Genomic DNA, 18,182 nt, shown 5'->3' with positions numbered 1-18,182 from the left:
ATAAAAAACAGATGAGGCGATCGATTGTGATCAAGATGAACAACTTCACCAAGGTGAACATATTGATTCTCATGCTGCTCACTCCCGTTCTCATTATGTATGCGTATTCTTACCGAACAAGCATCCGGGTGCTTCAGCAAAATATTCAGGACTCCCAGATGAGCCGGTTGTCGTTTCTTTTCAACCAGCTTAACGATAACGTCAATCAATTGTCCATGATGGCCAACGTGCTGCTCAAAGACCCGAACGTAAAGGAGTTTCGCGACCTGGATTTGTATGGGGACGAAATCAACTTTCTCAAGACCGTGCAAATCATCAGCCAGAAGTTAAACCTTCAAAGCGTCGCCAATACTTTTTCCAATTCCATCGTCATCTACGCCCCCCGTATCCAAAAGGCGATCGGACAATATTCGCTCGTTTATTACGACCCGAAAGATCTTTACGGACATGCCGATCCGAAATGGCGGTACGATATGGAAACCGGCCAATTCATCTTATATGCGTTCGATCCCATCAACGAAAACAATCTTGCCGCGAATGCCAGATTAATCGCGAAAGTGAGTTTCAAGTCGGACAATATCGTGAAAATGTTGGACAACTATCATTCCGAAGGAACCGGGGAAACGTTCTTGTTTCGCCCGGGAGCTCGGACAATCGTCAAATCCAGCGATAATCCCGCCTTCATCGATCAAATCGCCGATAAAATCGGGCAGTGGAAGTTAGGGGAGCAAGGAAACGCAACGGTCGATATAGAGGGCTCCTCTTATTTGATCAATTACCTGAAATCCAATGAGCTGGGCTGGTATTTGGTCGACTATGTGCCGCTGCAGGATATCCTGTCCCCGATCACCGCCAACCGCAAGTTTTTCTATTTATTTTTGGGCGTGATGCTGTTTGTCAGCCTGATGATTTCCTATATCTTATATCAGAACATCCGGATCCCGATCAAAGATTTGATTCGCAGCGTGCAGCAGCTCAAAAAAGGCAACTATTCGACCCGAATCCGGGTAAAGTCGGACAATGAGTTTACATTCCTGATCCTAAAGTTTAACGAAATGGCGGGCGAAATCGAGAATCTGATCGGCAAGGTGTATGCGGAAGAAATCCGTTCCCGCGAAGCGACCTTAAAACAGCTGCAATCCCAAATCAACCCCCACTTCCTATACAACTGCCTGGCCTTCGTGAAAAGCATGGCCGTTCTGGAAGAGAAAGAGTCTATCGTCGCGATGGCCGTTAACTTAAGTAAATATTATCGCTACACGACGAGAAACGAACGGCAGCTCGTAACCGTGCGGGAAGAGATGGAGCTTGTCCGCCATTATTTGGCTATCCAGAACCTTCAAATGAAGCGATTGTCTTGCCGAATCGAAATCCCTGAATCCATGCTCGATCTTCCGATACCGCGATTGTTGATCCAGCCGGTCGTGGAGAACGCGATCATCCATGGTATCGAGCCGCATCCCGATGCCGGACGTATCGTTATCCGCGGCGAGCAGGATAATGGCGAAAATCGCATTACGGTAGAAGACGATGGGCCGGGAATGAGCGACGATGAGAGACTAGCGCTCTCGAAAAAGCTCAATCTCCCGCTCACGGACGAGATTGGGTGCGGTCTGTGGAACGTTCATCAACGGTTGAAATATCAGTTCGATCCGGAATCCGGACTTCAGTTCGAAGCGACTCAACCCTCGGGACTAAAAGTTATTCTTCATTGGAAATAAGCGGGAAGGGGGGCAGATTCATGTTTCGAATTCTGATCGTGGACGATCACGAACATCTGGTGGCGAGCTTGGTAAAGTCGATTCCTTGGGACGAGCTTGAATTCGATCAGGTCCATCAGGCTTATTCCGGCGCGGAAGCCTTGGATTTTCTTAACACGTACCCTATCGATATCGTTATTACGGATATCCGTATGCCGGGGATGTCGGGGATTGAGCTGCTTCAGCGGATTCGGCAAAAGTGGAAAAGAATCAAATGCGTCCTGTTCAGCGGATACGCCGATTTCGAATATGCCCAGCAAGCGATTCAATACCATACCGACGACTACATTCTCAAGCCGGCGGACGACGAAGAGATCGTCGCGTGTTTGAGGAGATTGACGGAAGCGATCCGTATGGAATGGGAGGAAATCAGTTCGAATCAACGGACACTCTATACGCTGAGAGAAAATTTCCCGAAGTTGAGGGACGGCTTGCTGAACGAATTGCTGCAAGGCCGGTCCTTCTCCGAGCAAGCTTTGTCCCAGCAGCTCGGCGCTTTCGAAATCCCTTTCGCCGCAGGGGACGAGGTCACTCTGATGCTCGTCCGCATGGATGATTCGTTCTATTCTTACAATGATCGGGACTTTCATCTGCGAGAATACGCAATCGTCAATATGGCGGAAGAGATATTCCGGGACGAATTCGTGTTGTGGACGTGCAAGGACCCCCACGACTATCTCCTCTTTCTGATTAAGAGGAAGCGGAGCGAAACGAGCGCTACCGATAGGCCACACCGGTTAGAGCGCGAAGCGAGCGAGCTTCAGAACAGCGTTCAGACCTTTCTGCACGGTAAGGTTTCTATTCTGCTCAGCGCTAAGGGAACGTTTCCGGACGCAGTTCCGCAACTGTATCAGTCTTCGCTCCGCGTCGTCCGCCAACGTTTCGGCAAGCAGGACGAGTTCTTGATCTCCACGGATTCTTTCGACGACAATCCGCAGGTTGACGCTTCCGCCGGCCTTTACGATTCGCCGACACTGATCCAGCTTCTGGAAGCAGGACGCTGGGAGGCAATCGACGTCAAGCTTCGGACCGTGTTCGAGGAGATGACCAAGCTGGATCGGCAAACCCATCAGGAGCACCTCATGGAAGTGTGCATGACGGTCAGCGGCGCGCTGATCTATATTTCGCACAAAAACGGAAAGCCTCTGGAATCCGTCATCGGCGAAGACTGGGTCTTTCTTTTCCAACCGAATCCGTTTCGCAATGTCGATCAATTGCAGCAATGGGTATGGCGGGTGCTGGGAAAGATGCAGGCCGATATGCAAAGCGAGCAGAACGAGACGGTGGCCTATCTCGTCCGCCGGGCTCAGCAGTACGTCGAGGATCATTTGTCGGGAGATACTTCGCTGCAGACCGTCGCCGATCATGTACGCGTTCATCCGGTCTATCTCTCTCGCGTCTACAAATCCGAGACCGGAGAAGGTCTCAGCGGTTATATTTTACGCTTGAAGATGGAAAAGGCGGAAAAAATGCTTTTGGACGGTAGCCAAAAGATCCATGAAATCGCCGAACAGTTGGGGTATGCCAATCCGCCCTATTTCATCAAAGTGTTTAAGAAGCATTCCGGGCTGACACCCAGGGAGTTCCGCGATCAGGCCGGGCGCTAAGCGCCGCTGAACCGATGGACGAGCTTCAAATGATAGGGCTAAAACTCTGAAACGTGAAAAGGTAGGCGAACGATGAGTAACAATACGATAAAGGACACCGGTACGGCAAGTACCGATTACCAAGTCCGGGTTAACGGCCATCCGGTGCATGTGTATCGGACGTCCGTCCATTTCGAGGACGACCGCTTGGAGAAAGAACGCTGCGAGCCGGAGATGGCTTCCTTCTGCTATTTTCCCATGACCGAAGATCAGGCCGTTGTGGAAGTCGAAGTGTTGTTCGGCGCCCCGGACGACGTGAGTATACGACCTCTAAGCCGTGCTATTCGATGGGATATCCGGGAGCGCACGATCCGGTTCGTGCTCGATTCGCCCGTAAAGCTGTCCGTCGAGATCGGTCGGCTTATTCATCGCAATTTGATGATATTCGCGGAACAGCCGGAGCGGGAGCCGATATCGGCTCCCGCCGCATCCGGGGCGGAAAACCTTATCTATTTCGGACCCGGGGTGCATACGATCGCCGGCGAGTACGGTATTTTGGAACTGAAGAGCCGACAGACGCTCTATCTTGCCGCAGGCGCCGTATTAAGAGGAAGGATTTTCGCGGAAGACGCGCACGACATTGTGATTCGGGGAGCCGGCATTCTCGAAGGCACTTGTCTGAAGGGCCGCTGGCCCGACTATCTGCAATCGCATTTCGGGGAGGAGCGGGGTACTGAACGGCCAGCGTTTGTCGAGCTTCGCAATTGCGTGAACGTAACCATCAGAGGGATCAAACTGATCGATTCACCGTCCTGGACCGTCTATCTGTCGGGTTGCGAACAGGTGCTTATCGAGGATATCAAGCTGATCGGGTACGTGCCGAACAGCGACGGCATTAATCCCGTGGATTCGCGCGACGTAACCATCCGGGACGTATTCATCCGCACGGGCGACGACTGTGTCGCCGTCAAGGCGAATGCGGGCCGGGCGAATACGGTCGTCGAACGAATTACGGTGAGCGATTCCGTCTTCTGGGCGGATCGAGCGAGCGCGATCGAAATCGGACACGAAACGACGGCAGCCGCGATTCAAGACGTCATTTTCGAAAATCTGGATATCCTTCATCAGGATATGGAGATTACGGGATATCATGCGATCGACATCGCCAACTGCGATCAAGCGGCTGTTCGACGAATTACGTATCGCGACATACGCGTCGAGAGGGCGCGCCGCTTGATCGGGGTGCGGGTGAACGGCGGCATTTTCGCCAAGTCGCCGGAACGCGGTCATTGCGCGGATATCGTATTCGACAATATCGTCTGTGGCGAAGAGGCGCCGTTCGATATCCACCTTTACGGTTACGACGAAGAACATCAGGTCGAGGGAATCGTTATTCGGAATTTGAAGCATAGCGGCGATCCGGAGCGCAAGCCTCAGCTTTACGCGAATCCGTTCGTCAGAAATGTCGTTGTCGATCATAAGGGCCATATTCGGCATGCGGACAGGCTGTATCCCGATGACATTCGGACGTTGCAGCCTGGACTCGCACAGCGTGAGCTTGAGGTTGGCGGCATCCGGTTTGAATGTCCCTCTATCCTGCCGTCCGAACCGGTTGCCGGCATTCCCTTCGAGGCGGGCATCCTGCATGACAGGTTCGATATCGGTGCGGGTGTGAATGCGGAGACGATCTTCTTCCTGCATACCGTCGCGGGGTTGTATGCGCGTATCGGAGTCGTTCTTGCGGCATACATCGTGGAGTACGAATCCGGCGAAGACGCGATTGTCCCTGTCGTCTCCCGTCTTGACGCGGACGACTGGAAGCTGTGGTCGATGGCGGGGTGGCAGGCCGTTCGCGATGGCGTTCGCTTGTATGTCCAGGCCTGGCGCAATCCGGAGCCGGGGCGGCGAATACGGGCGATTCGCCTGGAACGGAGCGAAGCGGGCAAACATTTAATCTGGCTGGGGGTGTCCTATGGAATCTAATGCAAGTACGATATGGCAGCATAGAAAACCAATGAAGCATACGAGCAGAGCTGTGGCTGCGGGTGCGATTACGCTTGGTTTTATCGGAGGCTCGATTACCGATCCGCGGTCTCGCCACAATTGGCCTGAGGCGGTCATCGCCTGGTTCGTCGAGCGGTATCCGGGACTGCGCGTGTTCGTGGAAAATGCCGCCATCGGCGCAACGGGAAGCGAACTGGCTGTATTCCGCGCCAAGCGGGATTTAATCGATCGCGGCTGCGATCTCGTCTTTGTCGATTATGCGGTCAATGACGGAGAAGAGCCTGCGGAGAAGCGGATGCGCACCCGGGAAGGACTGCTGCGTAAGCTGCTGGATGGCGATCGACGCGATGTCGTGCTCGTCTATACGTTCAGCCAGGCGTTCTACAAAGAAATGATGGGAGGCGAGGCGCCGGCGACGATCAGGGAGTTCGAACAGTTAGCGGATCATTACGGGCTTGGCTCGGTATGGATGAGTCTGTATGCGCTGGAAGAAGTGAAGAAAGGCCGGATGCGCTGGGAAGAATGGCTGCCCGACGGCCTTCATCCGACCGAACGCGGCAGTCTGAGCTATGCGCAAAGCGTGATCGCCTTCCTCGAGCGCGAGCTTCGGGCGAGCATAGCGCCGAGCGAACTCTCGTCGATCGAGCTGCCGGAGCCATTGAATGCGGCCCATTGGGCGGGCGCCTACGACCTCCCATTTGCAGCGGTGCGGCTCGAAGGGCCGTGGACGATTCGCCGCGGTGCGCATTTGACCTGGATCGACCGCATGTTGGAAAGCGCTGCCGTCGGGGCGAAACTGAGTTTTGATTTTCAAGGCCGCGGCTTGTCGCTCGGTTTCGACTTCGGACGCACATCGGCGGAATTCCGCTACCGGATCGATGACGGGGAATGGACCGTTTCTCAGCGGGATCGCCCCGCCTGGTGCGGCAACGACGGTTGGTATCGGATCTATTCCGTAACGGACGATCTAGTGCCGGGCGAGCATCGTTTCGAGCTTGAAGTCGTTCATGGCGATCGAGCCGAATGCACGGGGACGAATTTTCGCCTGGCGCTTATCGGGATCGTACCTTGAACTCGATTGGCCCGTTCTGTAAAAGAGTTGGTCTTCAAAGAGACCGCCACTCAAAAAGCCGCCGGTTTGCACTTCACACCGGCGGCTTTTTGATGTTCGGGCAGCAAGGTGACCCCAATGAGATCCGTATCCGGCAATACACGGCAAATCTTAGTTTATTTAATAGACAAACAAAGTTGTGGCATGTTATTCTGAGGGCAGGAATGATCGCGCGTACATTAGGCTTGAAGATAAGGGGATTATCGATGATCGGCATAGAAAATGAGTTCATGAATCCGGTGCTGCCGGGTGACCATCCCGATCCTTCGATCGTTCGCGTAGGCTCGGATTATTATATGGTTACTTCTACGTTTCAGTTTTTTCCGGGCGTCCTCGTCCTTCATTCCCGAGACTTGGCGAACTGGAAGCCGATCGGCCACGTCATTACGCGGAAGAGCCAGCTCGACTTGACGGGAATGCCCGATTCGTTCGGCGTATTCGCGCCGGATATTTCGTATTACGACGGGAAGTTCTGGGTTGTCGTGCCTTATTATCACGGCCAACCCCGTTGCACGACGTTGTTGTTTACGGCGGATCGGCCGGAAGGACCATACAGCGAAGCGACCATGCTTAATCATCATTTCATCGACCCTTCGATCTTTAACGATGACGATGGCAAACGGTATTTGGTGTTCGGCGGCGGCTGGGTTCATGAAATGAAACAGGACGGTTCCGCTCTTGTCGGAGAGGCGAGGCAAGTATGGCCTGGTACAGGAGGCGCCGCTCCGGAAGCGCCCCACATCGTAAAACGGAACGGATGGTATTACCTCATGCTTGCAGAAGGCGGAACGTTCTTCGAGCATATGGAAACGCTTGCCCGCAGCCGATCGATCTGGGGACCGTATGAGTCTTGTCCGTACAATCCGGTGTTGATTCAGCGCAATCCCGAACAGCGCATACAACGAACAGGTCACGGTAAACTCGTACAGGACGAACAAGGTGACTGGTGGATGTTCCATCTTGGCGGCCGACCTTTACCGCCGGGAGGGTTTTGTCCGCTGGGCAGGGAAACTTTCCTCCAACCGGTTCGCTGGACCGATGACGACTGGTTTATCGTAGGTGACGATGGGAAGCCGGTAGAAATTGTTCATTTGCCTTCAATCGCGGTAGAGAACGAGGGGATGTCCGTTCATACGGACTATTTCAAAGAGGAGGAGCTTTCGCCGCATTGGGAATGGGTACGTCATCCTGTCGATGAGGGCTATAGATTGACGTCGAATGGGCTTCGAATCGACTGCAAGCCGTTTATTCCTTATTCCCTTCAATCTACTTTGATCTTGACGCGCCGATGGCCGGATTTCGGCTTTGAAGCGAGAACATTATTGTCTGCTAGTTTCGCGAGCAGGGGCGAGGAAGCTGGCATGACGCTTTATCGGGATGCGGATGCTTTTTTGTTTTTTAACATTCGGAACGGGCTCGGTCAGACTTCCGGACAATCATTCGATGTCAGCCGACTGCATGAGAATCAGGAGCACGAAGGTCTTTATCTGGAAGTCAGCCAGTACGTCAATGTCTTTAAGAAGACATTGGGAACATGGAGATTGAACCTTCAGCCAGGGGAACAGGTGTGGCTAATTGTTCGTCTGGATCTGAGCACCCAGCTTATTTCGCTTTTGTATTCGATAGATGGGGAAGTCTGCGAAGATACGGGCATTACATTGTCGGCGGAATTCCTTTATCCGGAACGGGCTAACCGGTTCTTATGTTTCACGGCGCCGCGAATCGGCATTTATGCCAAAGGCGTTTACGGGGAGGACGAAGGTTTTGCCACCTTCCATTCCTTCGTTATCGATCATATTCGACAGGGGGAGCAATAAATATGAGCAAAGTGAAAGCCGGCATTATCGGTTGCGGCAATATTAGCAGTACTTACTTAAATAGCGGAAAAGCGTTCGAAAGCTTTGAAATTACGGCATGCGCCGATCTTGATCTCGCCCGGGCGCAGGCAAGGGCAGAGGAATATGGCACTCGCGCTTGTTCCGTTGAACAACTGCTGGCGGATCCAGACATAGCAATCATTATTAATTTGACGATTCCGCTTGCCCATGCCAATGTCTGTTTGCAGGCTCTTGAAGCAGGCAAACATGTCTACGTCGAGAAGCCGCTTGCCGTGACTCGGGAAGACGGCCAGAAGATTCTCGCACTGGCCGAGAGCAAGGGTTTGCTCGTCGGAAGCGCGCCGGACACTTTCCTTGGCGGCGGCATTCAGACGTGCCGCAAGCTGATCGAAGACGGCTTGATCGGCACGCCGGTAGCGGCAATCGCCTTTATGTTGTGCGGCGGTCATGAAAACTGGCATCCCGATCCGGCGTTCTATTACGACGTCGGCGGTGGCCCAATGTTCGATATGGGGCCCTATTACTTGACGGCGCTCGTTTCTTTGCTCGGTCCGATTCGCAGGGTGACAGGCTCTGCACGTGTTACGTTTCCTGAACGGACGATTACGAGTGCGCCGAAGCACGGCCAAAAAATTGAAGTCAAGACGCCTACCCATATCGCGGGCGTACTTGATTTCCACAGCGGTCCGATCGCTACGCTCGTGACCAGCTTCGATGTCATGGCCGGCTCGAACTTGCCGAATATCGAGGTGTACGGCAGTCAAGGCTCGCTGCGAGTTCCGGATCCTAACGGCTTCGGTGGTCCGGTGTATATCCGCAAGCCCGGCGCCGACTGGACCGAAGTTCCATTGACGCACGGGTATTTCGATCAAAGTCGCGGGATAGGCGTAGCTGACATGGCCGAAGCGATTCGCACCGGTCGTCCACACCGCGCGAGCGGGAAACTTGCTTATCACGTGCTCGAAGCGATGCATGGGTTCCATGACGCATCGCTCGAAGGCAAACATTATGAGATGCGCAGCAGTTGCGAAATTCCTGAGCCGCTGCCGACGAATGCGGTGTTATAACAGGAGTAAATACTGGCGCGGAAGCTATTGTCCGCGCCAGTTGTTTTGCCTGAATGCTGAAGGCGTAACGCCGGTCAACTGCTTAAACATACGGGCAAAATGATAGGAAGTTTTGAACCCGCAGCGAATAGCCACTTCGCCCATCGGGAGCCCCGTCTGAATGAGGAGTTCGTTAGCTTTAAGAATACGATACTGCCATAAATATTTGATCGGCGTTATTTTCTCGTAATTGCGAAACAACCGAACCAAATGTTCAGGCGACAGGCTGGCGCTTTCCGCGATGAGATCAAGTGTAAGATCGTCGTGGAAACGATCGGCGATGAATGATTTGGCGAGATCGACGGACGGGTGTTTCCTATTCGGCTGAATTTGCATCGTTTCTGATCGGAAATATTGAATGGCCGCTATTCCGAGGCTTCGAACGACTTCGGAATCGTTCTTATGCCTGGAACGAAGCGATATCATAAGATCTGTCATTCTGTTCAAGTCTTCGGAAATGGGGAGTGTAAGAGGCGAATCATTCGTAGATTCGGACAGCGCATCAGGGTCGACTTTGAAGTGGACGGCAATCCAGCGATGCCAAGTTTCTTGCTGCTTCGCAAAATAGAATTGCTCCACATGACCTGGCTTGAGCAAAACCGCATGACCTGGCTGTACATGATGAGGCACGTCATCGATATATACCGTCATTTGGCCGGTGTGGAGCAATACAAGCTGATAATCCTGCTGAACGCGCGGACCGAAGCGTCCCCCGGGAGGGTAGTTCACGGACCCGCCTTCCGCTGAGAGTACATTGGATAAACGAAAGTAATGATTCATGCGTGCGTACTCCCCTTCTTGCCTGGAATAGCGAATGTTCTATTACTATTATCGATAGAAATATTTTCGTCAAGTTGCGAATGGAGGAGGTGATGTTCAATATCCAATAGGTCTTGTTGCGTGCAGCAGGATCGGTTATAGTGCAGGTATTGCGAAAGCAATCCGGATTGGACGAGTATGGGTCGAAGCCGGAGCTGGCGAATAAAAAGGAGGAAACAAGACATGGCAGGAAACAGAGCGGTAGTGTACAGCAAGCCAGGACTCGTGGAAGTAAGCAATACGCCTTATCCCGATCTCGTGCTGCGAGACGGCCCCGGAGTGAACCCGCTGAATGTCGGGCGCAAATGTAATCACGGCGTCATTCTGAAAGTAGTGACGACGAACATTTGCGGAAGCGATCAGCATATGGTCAGAGGACGGACTACCGCGCCTTCCGGTCTTGTCCTCGGCCATGAAATTACCGGCGAGGTCATTGAAGTCGGCAGCGACGTCGAGTTCATTCGCAAAGGCGATCTCGTGTCCGTACCGTTCAACATCGCCTGCGGCCGATGCCGCAATTGCCGCGAGCGCAACACGAACGTCTGCCTGAACGTCAATCCGGACCGTCCGGGCTCCGCTTATGGTTATGTCGATATGGGCGGTTGGGTCGGAGGTCAGTCGGAATACGTCATGGTGCCGTACGCAGACTTCCAGTTGCTCAAATTCCCGGACAAAGAGAAAGCGATGGAGAAAATTCTCGACCTCACGATGTTGTCCGATATTTTCCCGACGGGTTACCACGGTGCGGTTAGCGCAGGCGTAAAGCCGGGATCGACCGTCTATGTTGCGGGTGCAGGTCCGGTCGGACTCGCTGCGGCGCACTCCGCCCAATTGCTCGGAGCAGCGGTCGTCATCGTAGGCGACTTGAATGCGGAACGGCTTGCCCAGGCGAGAAGCTTCGGCTGCGAGACGGTCAATTTGCGCGAACACCCGAACTTGGCTGAGCAGATCGACCAAATTCTCGGCGTTCCGGAAGTGGACTGCGCGATCGACTGCGTCGGTTTCGAAGCGAGCGGGCACGGGAAAGATCACGGAGAAGCGCCGGCGACGGTGTTGAACTCGATTATGGAAGTGACGCGTGCAGGCGGACGTCTCGGTATTCCAGGATTGTACGTGACCGGAGATCCGGGTGCCGTCGATGAAGAATCCAAAGTCGGCACGCTCAAAATCCGCATCGGACTCGGCTGGGCGAAATCGCATACGTTCGTGACAGGTCAGACGCCGGTCATGCAATATAACCGCGATCTGATGATGGCCATCTTAAGCGGTCGCGCGCAAATCGCGAAAGCGGTTAACGCGACGCTGATCTCGCTGGACGAAGCGCCGAACGCGTATCAGCAGTTCGACCGCGGCGTCTCTCGCAAGTTTGTCATCGATCCTCACGGGCTTGTGCGTAAGTAACTTGACGCTCTGATCCGATCATCCAAACCGCTATTATACATCAGCCTCGATTATCGATCGGGGCTTTTTTTTGTTGAAATTGATCATTTGTGTTAGAATTGGTGAAAAAAGACGAGGTGCGGACATGCTTCCTTTGCAAAGAAAACAGGCGCTCCTGAACTATTTATCGCAACGTGGTGCGGCGACTATGAAAGAATTGAGCGACCATTTCGGCGTGTCGGAGATGACGGTCAGACGCGATTTGCGTACGCTGGAGCTAGAAAACCGCGTGCAGCGCTCGCACGGGGGCGCGGTTTATTCCGGCGACTCGTCAGCGGTCGAAGAGCCGAATGCGGCGGCGAAGCTAGCGAGCAACCCTGATGTGAAAGGCCGGCTGGCCGCGTATGCGGCTGAGAAGTTCGTAAGCGCAGGCGACGTTATTATATTGGAAAATGGAACAACGGTGTCGCGGATGGCCGGAATGCTAGGCCAGTATTCTGAATTGACCTTGCTGACGAACGGACTGGATACGATGAATGTTTTCCGGTCGTTTGTTACCGACAGGAGGGCGGCAATTTGTTGCGGGGGCAACCTGCGCGAAGTGTCGGGCACATTTGTCGGACCGGTGGCCGAGCAATTTTTCGTAAGTTATCACGCAGATACGCTGTTTATATCGGCGCTGGGTTTCACGGCCGGAGAAGGATTTACCGATCCGAACTTGTTGGACACGCAAGTGAAGAAAGCGATGATTCAGGCGGCCAACCAAGTCGTCATGATCCTCGATTCATCCAAAATAGGCAACCGATATTTGACGACTGTAGCGAATTTATCCGACATCGACGTGCTGATCACGGATGCCGGAATCAGGGGTGAGGATCGTTCCTTCATCGAGGACAGCGGCGTGAAATTGCATATTGTGTGAATTTGATCATTTAAAAGTGTTCATATGTGAGAATATATGTTATATTGTGTGAAAAGGAGATGGGAGTTGATCACTGGTGAACAAGTTGTACAATAAATACCCATGTACGCGGATTAAAAACAGGGATACTGAGGCTTGGACCGGTTATAAGGCAATCGGCGCGCGCATTCAAGAGGCGGTTGCCACAACAGGCAATATGAACGCAATCGTAGTCATTGAATGTTATCCCGGCGTCAGGCAAGAAGAAATCGTTGCAGGGCTGGCCGATACGCTTGCTCCTGCAATTGTCATACGTTCGGAGGTTGCGGCGCTGGAGCCTGCCGAAGTCGATCGTCTGGTTGAACGCTACATGACGGACGATCGGGTTTTCGGTTATATGGCACCGTTCAGAATAGATGAACTGTACGATGCGGCCCGAATAGAAGCGTTGCGTCATCAATTGGAAGAAGCGAGAGACGGCATTGCGGTAGTCATCGGGTTCGGTGCTTCGCTGGTTGCGCAGGGTGACATTGTCATCTATGCGGATTTGGCGCGTTGGGAAATTCAACAGCGGTATCGGTCGAGAGAATTCGGCAACTGGCGGACGAACCGGGTGGAAACCGATATTTTGCGGCTATATAAGCGCGGGTTTTTCTTCGAGTGGCGGATGGCGGATCGGTTAAAAAAATCGCTGCTTGGCGGCATAGACTTTTATTTGGATACGAACGTCAAGAATGCGCCGAAGATGGTTACTCGGGAAGCGCTGTTTGCCGGATTTGCCCAAGTCGCCACCCAGCCGTTCCGACTCGTTCCGTATTTCGATCCCGGCGTATGGGGCGGCAAGTGGTTGGAAGCGAACATCGAGCTGCCCGAACGGGAGCATCCCTATGCGTGGGGATTCGATGGAGTTCCGGAAGAGAACAGTCTATATTTCCAATACGGTGATGTCCGAGTCGAGCTTCCCGCGATCAATCTTGTCTTCTTCGAATCGGTCAAGCTGCTTGGAGCTAAAGTATATGCGCGCTTTGGCGCGGAGTTCCCGATTCGATTCGACTTCTTGGATACGATCGGCGGACAGAATCTCAGCTTGCAAGTCCATCCGACCGTCGAATATATTCGCGAGCAATTCGGCATGACTTATACGCAGGACGAAAGTTATTACATTCTCGATGTCGAGCCGGGCGCTGAAGTGTATTTGGGATTGAAGGACGGCATCGAACCGGAAGCCATGCTGGCCGATTTGCGTAAGGCTGAGAAAGGCGGTTTCACATTCCCGGCGGAGAAGTACGTGAACGTCTATCCCGCACAGAAGCACGACCATTTCCTTATCCCGTCGGGCACTGTACATTGTTCCGCAACGGGCTGCATGGTACTGGAAATCAGTGCTACGCCGTACATTTTCACCTTTAAACTGTGGGACTGGGATCGGCTTGGCTTGGACGGCAAACCGCGTCCGGTTCACGTCAAGCATGGAAGCAAAGTGATTCAGTGGGACCGGACAACGGATTGGACGACTAAGCAGTGCGTCAACCGGATCGAAGATTTGGCCGAAGGCGAAGGCTGGAAGGAAGAACGTACGGGATTACATGAGCTTGAGTTCATCGAAACTCGCCGCTACTGGTTCTCGGAGCCGGTGCTGCACGAAGCGAACGGCAGCGTGCATATGCTCAATCTGATTGAAGGCGAGGAAGTCGTCGTCGAAAGCCCGACCGGCGAGTTCGAGCCTTACGTCATCCGTTATGCGGAGACGTTTATCATCCCGGCTTCTGTACAATCGTATAGGCTCCGTCCGAGCGGCCCGTCCGAAGGCAAGAGAGTCGGCGTCATTAAAGCCTACGTAAGAACATAAGGGAGCGGAATAGACGATGGAACGTAATCTAATTCTCGCTTTCGATGTCGGAGGAACGCAAATTAAAGCGGCAGCGGTCGTTAATGGGGAAATAGCCGAAGAGACAATAACCCATTACGACTCGCATGCCGACCGAAGCGCCGAAGAAATCGTCGCGCATTTCGTCGACATCACCGCTGATCTCTACGCGAAAGCGCGAAATGAGAGTCTGTTCATCGGAGGGATCGGGATGGCATTTCCCGGTCCTTTCGACTATGCGCAAGGCGTTAGCTACATTCGGGGACTGAGCAAATTCGAAGCGCTGTACGGTCTCCCCTTCGGACAACGGATGGAGGATGCCGTTCGCGATCACGAGAAACTGGCGACCCGACTTGCTCCATCCTTCGGAATCCGTTTCGAGAACGACGCCGCTTTATTCGGACTCGGTGAAGCCGGTTATGGTGAAGCTCGCGGAGCCAAAAGAGTCGTTTGTTTGACGATCGGAACCGGGCTTGGATCCTGCTTCCTGGAAAATAGCAGACTGATCCAACATCGCTCTGATGTTCCGGAAAACGGCTGGCTGTACAATGTTCCGTATCAAGGCAAAATAGCGGACGATTGGCTTTCCAGACGCGGTATATTGCAATTGGCGATGGACTTGAATCTGGAACCGAAGCGACCCGACGTTCGAGATTATGCGATGGCCGCCCTGTCCGGAGATCGGTCGGCTTTGGAACTGTTCGGCAAGTTCGGCAGTAGGATGGCCGCAATCCTTGTCCCTTCGATTATGGAATTTGCGCCTGATCGCATCGTCATCGGCGGTCAAATCTCCAAGAGCGGAAGTTTGTTCGTTCCGGCATTCAAAGAGGGGTTGGCGATTGCGGACATTGCTGTGGATGTGAGGGTGAGCAAGGACACGCTTGGCAGCACGTTTAAAGGAATCTACGACTACGTTGTGAGACAATGATATTTTCAACGACGCTGAAGCTGCATAAGACGTACCGCGGCGCCGTCCGGAATACGCACTACAGCGGCGGATCGGCAGCTTGGGCATTTGTGGACGGATGAGGGCAAGGACGAGGAAATATGGCGTGATAGAATGAGAATCGTTTCCAGCGCATTCTAGAGTTTGCTGTGAAACGATTCTTATTATCCGTTCTTCAGTAAAAACTCACTTGCTCGCACGTTGATTTTTTCCTATAATAAATCATGTACGATTTTTTATGCGACGGATCGGTGATTGATTTGAAAAAAGGTTTGAATCGTTATGTACTGACAGATGAAATCTATGCCTTGATCAAGGAGCAGATCATTAACCATGACATTGCTCCCGGGGAAAAGATCAATATCGACCAGTTGGGCCGCGAACTCGAAGTGAGCAATATTCCGATTCGGGAGGCTTTGTCCCGGTTAACTTCCGAAGGGCTAGTGAACATGGTCCCTTTTAAAGGGATGTACGCGACCGAGATGTCGTTGCAAGAATTGGACGAAATTTTTGAGATCAGGCTGGACCTGGAAGGATTGGCGATCCGCAAAGCTGCTCCTCGTATTCCGGAAACGTTGCTTGCGAATGTGGCCGAGGAAATGAAGAAATGGTCGGTCAGAAAGCCGGCGGACAGTAACGAGAAGATCGTGCTGATTGCCGAAATGAACGAGAGCCTTCATGGCTTGATTCTGGATTACTGCGACAATACGACCTTAAAAAATCTCATTCTTGTCTATATCGAAAGAATTCAGAGATACTTGTCTTTCATTCGCAAAGACATGGAGCAGAATGTGATCGAAGAAGAATGGGCGGAGCATATGCTCGTTATTGATGCGCTCCAGGCCAAAGATTTCGCGGCTGCGGAGCGGAATTTGCTTCAGCATATCCAGAATTCGCATCGTCGTACGCGTAACTTCTTCATCTAAAAATTTTGAACTAAATCATACATGATTAATGATTTCGAATGGAGGATGCTCAATGAACCTAGTCGGAAAAGTAGCCATCGTCACCGGCGGCGGTTCGGGGATCGGCGAAGCGATCGTACGTTTGTTTGCGGAGCAGGAGGCGAAAGTGGTCATCGCCGATTGGAGCGAGCAGGAGGCGACTCGGCTTGCCGAAGAACTAAGATTAGCTGGTAAAGAGGTAATAGCGGTGAAGACCGATGTCTCGAACGGGCAGGATGTTCAAGCTCTGATCGCAGCCACGATCCAACAGTTCGGACAATTGGATGTACTCGTCAATAACGCCGCTGTCATTTTGCCCAAGTTCCTGGAAGAAATCGAAGAGGAAGAGTTCGATCGCCTCGTTCGCGTTAATCTGAAAAGCGTGTATCTGACGATCAAACATGGGATCGGGCAGCTGCGGAAAACACGCGGTTCGATCGTGAACATGGCTTCTCTGAACGGATTGGTCGGTCAGAAGATGAATCCCGTATATGCCGCGGCCAAAGGCGGCGTGATCGCGATGACGAAATCGCTCGCGCTGGATTATGCGTCCGACGGTGTGCGCGTCAATTGTATTTGCCCAGCGGGAGTGTCTACGCCTCTTCTACAGCAATGGATTCAGCGGCAGGACAATCCGACTGCAACCGTTCAGGTGCTCAATGACATGCACGCGCTTGGCCGTCCGGCATCATCGGAAGAGATCGCGCAAGCGGCGCTGTTCCTGGCGAGTCATCAATCCGGTTTTATTACGGGCGTTGCGCTCCCCGTAGACGGGGGAGCATCGCTCGGCTACTAATATACGATTGGGAGAGGGAACAGATGAAAATTACGAAAGTAGAAAGTTTTGTTTTGCACGTGCCGATTACGCCGCCGATTACGGACGCGATTAACGTCGCGACGCACTGGGGATTGGCCGGCGTTCGAATCTACACGGATGAAGGCTTCATCGGTTATGGCTATACGGGGACATGCGCGCATGGCGACGATATGATCGTGGATACAATCGACAAGTACTATGCGCCTCTGCTCGTCGGCAAAGATCCTTTTATGGTCAGGGAACTGTGGGACGAGATGCGTTTTGGCAAAATGCATTGGATCGGTCGGTCCGGCGTGACGCATATGGCGCTGGCGGCTGTCGATATCGCGCTGTGGGACATTATGGCGAAAGCTTCGAACAAGCCGTTATGGCAATATCTTGGAGGTGCGAAATCCAAGCGGATCAAAGCTTACAACACGAACGGCGGATGGTTGAACTGGACGAAGGAGCGGCTGTTGAAAGATGTGACGGACATCGTCGAGTCGGGGTTCACTGGCGTTAAAATCAAAGTCGGCAAGCCGGACCCGCGCGAAGACTACGACCGGTGCAAAGCGGTGCGAAAGGCGATCGGCGACGACGTGATTTTCATGATCGACGTCAACCAGCAGTGGAATATCAATACCGCGATGACGTGGGGCAAAAAGCTCGAGGAATTCGACTTGTTCTGGCTGGAAGAGCCGCTGAATCCGGACGATATTATGGGACATAAGAAACTTGCGGACGAACTGAACGTGCCGATCGCGCTCGGCGAGCACGTGTACAACAAATACGCTTTCCGCGATTACATTCACCATGGCGCAGTCGAATATTGCCAGGTCGACGTCACCCGTGTTGCCGGTATTACGGAATGGGTGCAAGTCGCGGGTCTTGCCGCATCGTATGACGTGCCGATCTGCCCGCATGTCGGGGATATGGGACAGATCCATCAGCATCTCGTCGCATCGACGCAGAATGCAATCATGCTCGAGTATATTCCGTGGATTCGCCATATTTTCGAGGAACCGGCAACCGTGAAGGACGGACACTACGTGCTGCCTGAAATGCCGGGAGCATCGACGACGATATTGCCGAAATTTTTCGAAGAATACCGGGTGAGGTAATGG

General features: G+C 53.0%; 14 protein-coding genes. 13 read left to right on the top strand and 1 reads right to left on the bottom strand.

The features are described 5' to 3' along the window. Positions 1-35: 35 nt before the first annotated feature. The 6 genes from ACFPOF_RS15390 (at position 36) to ACFPOF_RS15365 (ending at position 9,366) form a co-directional block, all read left to right on the top strand. On the top strand, positions 36-1,721 hold the full coding sequence (locus ACFPOF_RS15390; RefSeq protein ID WP_378134426.1) for a sensor histidine kinase: 1,686 nt from the start codon (positions 36-38) through the stop codon (positions 1,719-1,721). A 20-nt stretch (positions 1,722-1,741) separates the two neighbouring features. After that, the gene (locus ACFPOF_RS15385; protein ID WP_378134112.1) at positions 1,742-3,367 is read left to right on the top strand and encodes a response regulator transcription factor; all 1,626 of its coding nucleotides are present in this window, start codon (positions 1,742-1,744) and stop codon (positions 3,365-3,367) included. Positions 3,368-3,439: 72 nt separating this feature from the next. Beyond that, on the top strand, positions 3,440-5,329 hold the full coding sequence (locus tag ACFPOF_RS15380) for a glycosyl hydrolase family 28 protein (RefSeq protein WP_378134110.1): 1,890 nt from the start codon (positions 3,440-3,442) through the stop codon (positions 5,327-5,329). Then, on the top strand, positions 5,319-6,422 hold the full coding sequence (locus tag ACFPOF_RS15375) for an SGNH/GDSL hydrolase family protein (protein WP_378134108.1): 1,104 nt from the start codon (positions 5,319-5,321) through the stop codon (positions 6,420-6,422). Before ACFPOF_RS15380 ends, ACFPOF_RS15375 begins: the two co-directional genes overlap by 11 nt. Before the next feature lie 245 nt (positions 6,423-6,667). Next, positions 6,668-8,278, top strand: a complete 1,611-nt coding sequence (locus ACFPOF_RS15370) for a family 43 glycosylhydrolase (protein WP_378134106.1) — start codon at positions 6,668-6,670, stop codon at positions 8,276-8,278. 2 nt (positions 8,279-8,280) lie between these two features. Then, positions 8,281-9,366, top strand: a complete 1,086-nt coding sequence (locus ACFPOF_RS15365) for a Gfo/Idh/MocA family protein (protein ID WP_378134104.1) — start codon at positions 8,281-8,283, stop codon at positions 9,364-9,366. 24 nt (positions 9,367-9,390) lie between these two features. Here ACFPOF_RS15365 and ACFPOF_RS15360 read toward each other — a convergent pair whose 3' ends face one another. Continuing rightward, positions 9,391-10,185, bottom strand: coding sequence for a helix-turn-helix domain-containing protein (locus ACFPOF_RS15360; RefSeq protein WP_378134102.1), 795 nt, complete (start codon positions 10,183-10,185; stop codon positions 9,391-9,393). A gap of 222 nt (positions 10,186-10,407) precedes the next feature. On the opposite strand from ACFPOF_RS15360, the gene fdhA reads away from it, so the two are divergent. From fdhA to ACFPOF_RS15325, 7 genes are all read left to right on the top strand, one after another. After that, positions 10,408-11,625, top strand: a complete 1,218-nt coding sequence (fdhA, locus tag ACFPOF_RS15355) for a formaldehyde dehydrogenase, glutathione-independent (RefSeq protein WP_378134101.1) — start codon at positions 10,408-10,410, stop codon at positions 11,623-11,625. Between the two features lie 124 nt (positions 11,626-11,749). Then, a complete protein-coding gene (locus ACFPOF_RS15350; protein ID WP_378134100.1) occupies positions 11,750-12,526 on the top strand; it encodes a DeoR/GlpR family DNA-binding transcription regulator in 777 nt (258 codons plus the stop codon). A 76-nt stretch (positions 12,527-12,602) separates the two neighbouring features. Continuing rightward, positions 12,603-14,354, top strand: a complete 1,752-nt coding sequence (locus ACFPOF_RS15345; protein WP_378134099.1) for a class I mannose-6-phosphate isomerase — start codon at positions 12,603-12,605, stop codon at positions 14,352-14,354. 16 nt (positions 14,355-14,370) lie between these two features. Further along, positions 14,371-15,300, top strand: coding sequence for an ROK family protein (locus ACFPOF_RS15340; protein WP_378134098.1), 930 nt, complete (start codon positions 14,371-14,373; stop codon positions 15,298-15,300). A 269-nt stretch (positions 15,301-15,569) separates the two neighbouring features. Beyond that, the gene (locus ACFPOF_RS15335) at positions 15,570-16,244 is read left to right on the top strand and encodes a GntR family transcriptional regulator (RefSeq protein ID WP_378134097.1); all 675 of its coding nucleotides are present in this window, start codon (positions 15,570-15,572) and stop codon (positions 16,242-16,244) included. Positions 16,245-16,296: 52 nt separating this feature from the next. Further along, positions 16,297-17,058 carry an SDR family NAD(P)-dependent oxidoreductase gene (locus tag ACFPOF_RS15330; RefSeq protein WP_378134096.1) on the top strand — a complete coding sequence of 254 codons (762 nt, stop codon included), beginning with the start codon at positions 16,297-16,299 and terminating at the stop codon, positions 17,056-17,058. Positions 17,059-17,081: 23 nt separating this feature from the next. Then, positions 17,082-18,179 carry a mandelate racemase/muconate lactonizing enzyme family protein gene (locus ACFPOF_RS15325; protein ID WP_378134095.1) on the top strand — a complete coding sequence of 366 codons (1,098 nt, stop codon included), beginning with the start codon at positions 17,082-17,084 and terminating at the stop codon, positions 18,177-18,179. Positions 18,180-18,182 lie beyond the last annotated feature (3 nt).

Origin of the sequence: Cohnella soli (genome assembly GCF_042655525.1) — a bacterium.
GTDB classification, from domain to species: Bacteria; Bacillota; Bacilli; order Paenibacillales; family Paenibacillaceae; genus Cohnella; species Cohnella soli.
This window is presented reverse-complemented; position numbering and strand designations above follow the sequence as displayed.

Coding starts and splice junctions, on each gene's coding strand:
- ACFPOF_RS15390 (WP_378134426.1), top strand. CDS start 36: ATGAACAACTTCACCAAGGTGAACATATTGATTCTCATGCTGCTCACT.
- ACFPOF_RS15385 (WP_378134112.1), top strand. CDS start 1,742: ATGTTTCGAATTCTGATCGTGGACGATCACGAACATCTGGTGGCGAGC.
- ACFPOF_RS15380 (WP_378134110.1), top strand. CDS start 3,440: ATGAGTAACAATACGATAAAGGACACCGGTACGGCAAGTACCGATTAC.
- ACFPOF_RS15375 (WP_378134108.1), top strand. CDS start 5,319: ATGGAATCTAATGCAAGTACGATATGGCAGCATAGAAAACCAATGAAG.
- ACFPOF_RS15370 (WP_378134106.1), top strand. CDS start 6,668: ATGATCGGCATAGAAAATGAGTTCATGAATCCGGTGCTGCCGGGTGAC.
- ACFPOF_RS15365 (WP_378134104.1), top strand. CDS start 8,281: ATGAGCAAAGTGAAAGCCGGCATTATCGGTTGCGGCAATATTAGCAGT.
- ACFPOF_RS15360 (WP_378134102.1), bottom strand. CDS start 10,185: ATGAATCATTACTTTCGTTTATCCAATGTACTCTCAGCGGAAGGCGGG.
- fdhA (WP_378134101.1), top strand. CDS start 10,408: ATGGCAGGAAACAGAGCGGTAGTGTACAGCAAGCCAGGACTCGTGGAA.
- ACFPOF_RS15350 (WP_378134100.1), top strand. CDS start 11,750: ATGCTTCCTTTGCAAAGAAAACAGGCGCTCCTGAACTATTTATCGCAA.
- ACFPOF_RS15340 (WP_378134098.1), top strand. CDS start 14,371: ATGGAACGTAATCTAATTCTCGCTTTCGATGTCGGAGGAACGCAAATT.
- ACFPOF_RS15330 (WP_378134096.1), top strand. CDS start 16,297: ATGAACCTAGTCGGAAAAGTAGCCATCGTCACCGGCGGCGGTTCGGGG.
- ACFPOF_RS15325 (WP_378134095.1), top strand. CDS start 17,082: ATGAAAATTACGAAAGTAGAAAGTTTTGTTTTGCACGTGCCGATTACG.